Below are 4,731 nucleotides of genomic sequence, written 5' to 3'. Positions count from 1 at the left end.
TAATAAGAACCGTAGGTTTTAAGAAAAAAGGAAGATGTTTAACACGTTGAATTCTATAGTCGTGAACTCTACGAGTTTCAGAATTACAACGAGGACAAGTATGAGGCTTCTTTTTCATTTCTAAATAAATTTCATAGCAAACATTATCAAGTACTTTTGTTATAATAACATCTTTAAAACCAAGTAAATTTTTGATACAATTATTAGTGTGCACTTGTAGGATGCCTCCTTTCAGGTAATATTTTTGTAGTTAATTTAATTTTACCAGGCATCTAAAACAGGTGCATATTTTTTTGTAAAAAAATATGCTGGGGCTACGCCCCAACATTTATTATAGAACCTTTAATAAAAGGACAAGGTTTACTTGTTCTTTTATTTTGCCATTAAAATGTTAATGAATTAACAAATTTTTAGATAAGTCGAATTTTTTAGTTAAGTTTATTGACAGGATTTTTTTAGTCTGTTACAATTTTAATTGACAGGCTGTTGTATTGAAAAGCCTTGTATTATAAGGCATTTACGTGCTGTTATAGTACAAGGAGTACAAATTATACTATAACATGCTTGTTCAGAATTTTCTGTTATATAAAAGAGTGTGAAGGGAGGATAATTTAATGTCAAAGCTAGTTGAAATTCGTTGGCATGGTCGTGGTGGCCAAGGGGCAAAGACAGCTTCACTATTACTTGCAGAAGTAGCTTTTAATACTGGAAAGTATATTCAAGGTTTCCCAGAATACGGCCCAGAAAGAATGGGTGCACCAATAACTGCATACAACAGAATAAGTGATGAGCCAATATCAATACATAGTAACATTTATGAACCAGATTATGTAGTTGTTGTTGATGAAACATTAATTAAGGCTGTACCAGTTACAGCAGGACTTAAAAAGGGTGGTGCAGTAATTGTTAATACTGCAAAGTCACCAGAAGAAATTAAGAAGGAATTAAAATACGATGGTAGAGTATACACAATAGATGCAAGAAAGATTTCAGAAGAAACTCTTGGAGCATATTTCCCAAATACTCCAATGCTTGCTGCTGTTGTTAAGATAACAGGAGTAATTCCAGTTGAAACTTTCTTAAATGACATTGAAGCTTCATTCAAGCATAAGTTTGCTAATAAACCTCACGTTGTTCCAAAGAATATGGAAGCTGTTAAGAGAGCACTTGAGGAGGTGAAGGGAAATGAATAAAGAAAGAAAGGTTAACATAACAAATGAAACAACTTGGAGAGAAACTACACCAGGTGGAGTAATTTTAGATGCAGGTAATGCAGAAGATTTTAAGACTGGTGACTGGAGAGCAATGAGACCAGTTTGGTATGAAGATAAATGTAAGCACTGTTTACTTTGCTGGGTTGTTTGTCCAGACAACTCAATAAAGGTTGAAAATGGTAAGCTTGTAGGATTTGATTTCGACCACTGTAAGGGATGCGGAGTTTGTACAAAACAATGTAAGTTTGGTGCCCTTGACTTTGTACCAGAAGAATAATGAGGGGAGGAATTAGGCAATGGCAAAGAGAGTATCATTAAGTGGTAATGAAGCAGTTGCATTTGGTATGAAACAAATCAATCCAGATGTTGTTGCTGCTTTCCCTATAACACCATCTACAGAAGTTCCACAATATTTCTCACAATTTGTGGCAAATGGTGAGGTTACAACTGAGTTTGTACCAGTTGAATCAGAACATAGTGCAATGTCAGCATGTATAGGTGCTGCAGCTGCAGGTGGTAGAGTTATGACAGCTACTGCATCAGCAGGTCTTGCACTTATGTGGGAAATGCTTTATGTTGGTGCGTCAATGAGACTACCAATGGTTCTTGCTGTAACAAACAGAGCACTTTCAGGACCAATTAATATACATAACGACCACTCAGACTCAATGGGTGCAAGAGATTCAGGTTGGATACAACTTTATGGTGAAAATGCTCAAGAAGCATACGATAACCTAATGCAAGCAGTAAGAATAGGAGAACATCCTGATGTGCAACTTCCAGTTATGGTTTGTTATGACGGATTTATAACAAGCCACGCTGTTGAAAATCTTGAAATGCTTGATGATGCAGATGTTAAGGCGTTTGTTGGAGAAGAAAGAAAGGCTCCATTTGCATTAATAGGTCAAGACCCTGTGTCAATGGGACCACTTGATTTACCAAACCACTATTTTGAACATAAGAGACAACAAGCAGAAGCAATGAAGAATGCTAAGAAGGTAATTCTTGAAGTTGCTGCTGAATATGAAAAACTAACAGGAAGAAAGTATGGTTTCTTCGAAGAATACAAGATGGAAGATGCAGAAGCTGCATTAGTTCTAATCAACTCATCAGCAGGTACTGCAAAGACTGTTGTAGATGCTCTAAGAGCTCAAGGTAAGAAGGTTGGTTTAATAAAGGTTAGAGTATTTAGACCATTCCCAGCTGAAGAAATAGCTGAAGCTCTAAAGAATGTTAAGGCAGTTGCGATAATGGATAAGGTTGATGGTTTCAATGCAGCAGGTGGACCATTATTCAATGAAGTAGTAAGTGCTATGTACGGAAAGGCAGATGGAAAGATAGTACAAAACTACATCTATGGTCTTGGCGGAAGAGACGTTACAACATATAATTTTGAAGAAGTTTTCAGCAACCTATTTAATGCTATTGAAACTGGCAAGTATGAAGTTTACAACTACATTGGTGTAAGAGAATAGGAGGTGCCATCATGCCAAATTTAAAGGAACTTTCAGCAAAGAAGGTTAGATTAACTGGTGGACATAGAATGTGTGCAGGTTGCGGTGCCCCAATGGTAGTAAATTGGATATTAAAGGCACTTAAGGATGATGAAAAGGCAGTAATTGCAAATGCTACAGGATGTCTTGAAGTTTCAACTTGTCTATATCCATATACAGCTTGGAAGGATTCTTGGATACACACAGCATTTGAAAATGCAGCTGCAACAGTAAGTGGTGCAGAAGCTTGCTATAGAGCATTCCAAAGAAAGGGTAAGGTTGATGATACATATAAGTTCATAGCATTCGGTGGAGACGGTGGAACATATGATATCGGTCTTCAATCACTATCAGGTGCTATGGAAAGAGGACATGATATGCTTTATGTATGCTACGACAATGGTGCATACATGAATACAGGTATCCAAAGATCATCAGCTACTCCATATGGTGCAGATACAACAACTTCACCAGCTGGAAAGGTAGTTCCAGGTAAGCAACAATTTAGAAAAGACTTAACTGAAATAATGGTAGGACATCATATACCATATGTTGCTCAAACTGTTCCAGTAATTCCAGGAACTAAATATATGTTTGACCTATACAACAAAGCAGAAAAGGCATTCAGTATAAAGGGTGCTAAGTTTATGAACGTATTAACTCCATGTCCAAGAGGATGGAGATGTGATACAGCAACTGAACTTGATGTTGTTAAGGCTGCTGTTGAAACATGCTTCTGGCCACTATATGAAGTTGAAAATGGAGTTTATAAGTTAAACTACAAGCCAGCAGAAAAGAAGCCAATAACTGAATGGCTAAAACTTCAAGGAAGATTTAAGCACCTATTAAAGCCAGAAAATGAACATATAGTTGCTAAGATTCAAGAAGAAGTAGATAGAAGATGGGAAAGACTTCTTGAACTTTGTGGCGAAAAATAATAATAAACAAAAAACACCTAAAGGATAAAAACCTTTGGGTGTTTTTACTTTAGTGATAGTTATATAATTTGTAACTTAAAGTGGAAGTAAATAAATATGGAAATAAAAAATTATATAGCTAAAAATAAGCTGAAATTAGCTGCACAATTTGCATTTATGGTGATGAAATAAACTTTTAAGCGTGGGAGTTTACGGAGATAATCTACATATTAAAGTATAAAAATAGTGCTAATGAGTGGGGTATTACCCCTTGTATATAAGTGTAAGTAGTAAGATATTATATTTTTTAAATTTTAATTCTATTTAGTTTGTTTTATAGACTGTTTTTTATATTTTAGACGAATAATCAATCTATAATTAGTTGCAAATTATAATTTTAAATAGAAAAGTAAATATTTTTAATTTAGTATGACCTATAAGAAAATAGTTGAAAAACATAATGTTTTATTCAAATTATTTTAGATTGTTTTATTTTAGATTATGAATGATATTTGATAGGTAAAAAATAATTTCTTTAATATGAATAATATAAAGGATTAGGGCTAATAATAAAAAATGTAAAGTCAACTAATCCGGGTATATCGATACAAGAAAATTAGAGAAAATACACAAAAAGTATAGTAATTATATATTTAATTTCATCTAATCAAAAACTACAATTACAATATATTTTTATTGTATGTTATTATATAGAAGTCGTCGCGAGGGCGACGAAATAAAAAACAAAAAAATAGTTGACATAATAAAAAAGACGTGATAATATGAATAAGCGTCAACGGTCCTTGAAAACTGAACAGCGAGAGCGAACGTACCAAATAAGAAGCTAGGTTATAACATGAGAGTTTGATCCTGGCTCAGGACGAACGCTGGCGGCGTGCCTAACACATGCAAGTCGAGCGGAGGGGATAGGAGCTTGCTTTTTGAACCTCAGCGGCGGACGGGTGAGTAACACGTGGGTAACCTGCCCTTGAGAGGGGGATAACAGGTCGAAAGGCCTGCTAATACCGCATAACGCTAAGAAGCTGCATGGCGTCTTAGCCAAAGGTTAATTCCGCTCAAGGATGGGCCCGCGGCCCATTAGCTAGT

5 protein-coding genes and 1 rRNA gene are annotated in these 4,731 nt (G+C 35.3%); 5 read left to right on the top strand and 1 reads right to left on the bottom strand.

The features are described 5' to 3' along the window. On the bottom strand, positions 1–214 hold a 214-nt coding region (locus BUB63_RS12735; protein WP_035166648.1), incomplete at its 3' end, for a transposase family protein. Positions 215–614: 400 nt separating this feature from the next. On the opposite strand from BUB63_RS12735, the gene BUB63_RS12730 reads away from it, so the two are divergent. The 5 genes from BUB63_RS12730 to BUB63_RS12710 all read left to right on the top strand — a co-directional run. Continuing rightward, positions 615–1,193, top strand: a complete 579-nt coding sequence (locus BUB63_RS12730; protein ID WP_027309346.1) for a 2-oxoacid:acceptor oxidoreductase family protein — start codon at positions 615–617, stop codon at positions 1,191–1,193. Further along, positions 1,186–1,491 carry a 4Fe-4S binding protein gene (locus BUB63_RS12725; protein ID WP_027309347.1) on the top strand — a complete coding sequence of 102 codons (306 nt, stop codon included), beginning with the start codon at positions 1,186–1,188 and terminating at the stop codon, positions 1,489–1,491. The genes BUB63_RS12730 and BUB63_RS12725 overlap by 8 nt, the downstream gene beginning before the upstream one ends. Before the next feature lie 19 nt (positions 1,492–1,510). Further along, a complete protein-coding gene (gene porA, locus BUB63_RS12720; RefSeq protein ID WP_073250319.1) occupies positions 1,511–2,689 on the top strand; it encodes a pyruvate ferredoxin oxidoreductase in 1,179 nt (392 codons plus the stop codon). Positions 2,690–2,700: 11 nt separating this feature from the next. Further along, a complete protein-coding gene (locus tag BUB63_RS12715) occupies positions 2,701–3,645 on the top strand; it encodes a thiamine pyrophosphate-dependent enzyme (RefSeq protein WP_073250316.1) in 945 nt (314 codons plus the stop codon). Between the two features lie 831 nt (positions 3,646–4,476). Beyond that, positions 4,477–4,731 (top strand): 16S ribosomal RNA (locus BUB63_RS12710); the annotation flags it as partial.

The organism is Caloramator proteoclasticus DSM 10124, assembly GCF_900129265.1.
Taxonomy (GTDB): Bacteria; Bacillota; Clostridia; order Clostridiales; family Caloramatoraceae; genus Thermobrachium; species Thermobrachium proteoclasticum.
This window is presented reverse-complemented; position numbering and strand designations above follow the sequence as displayed.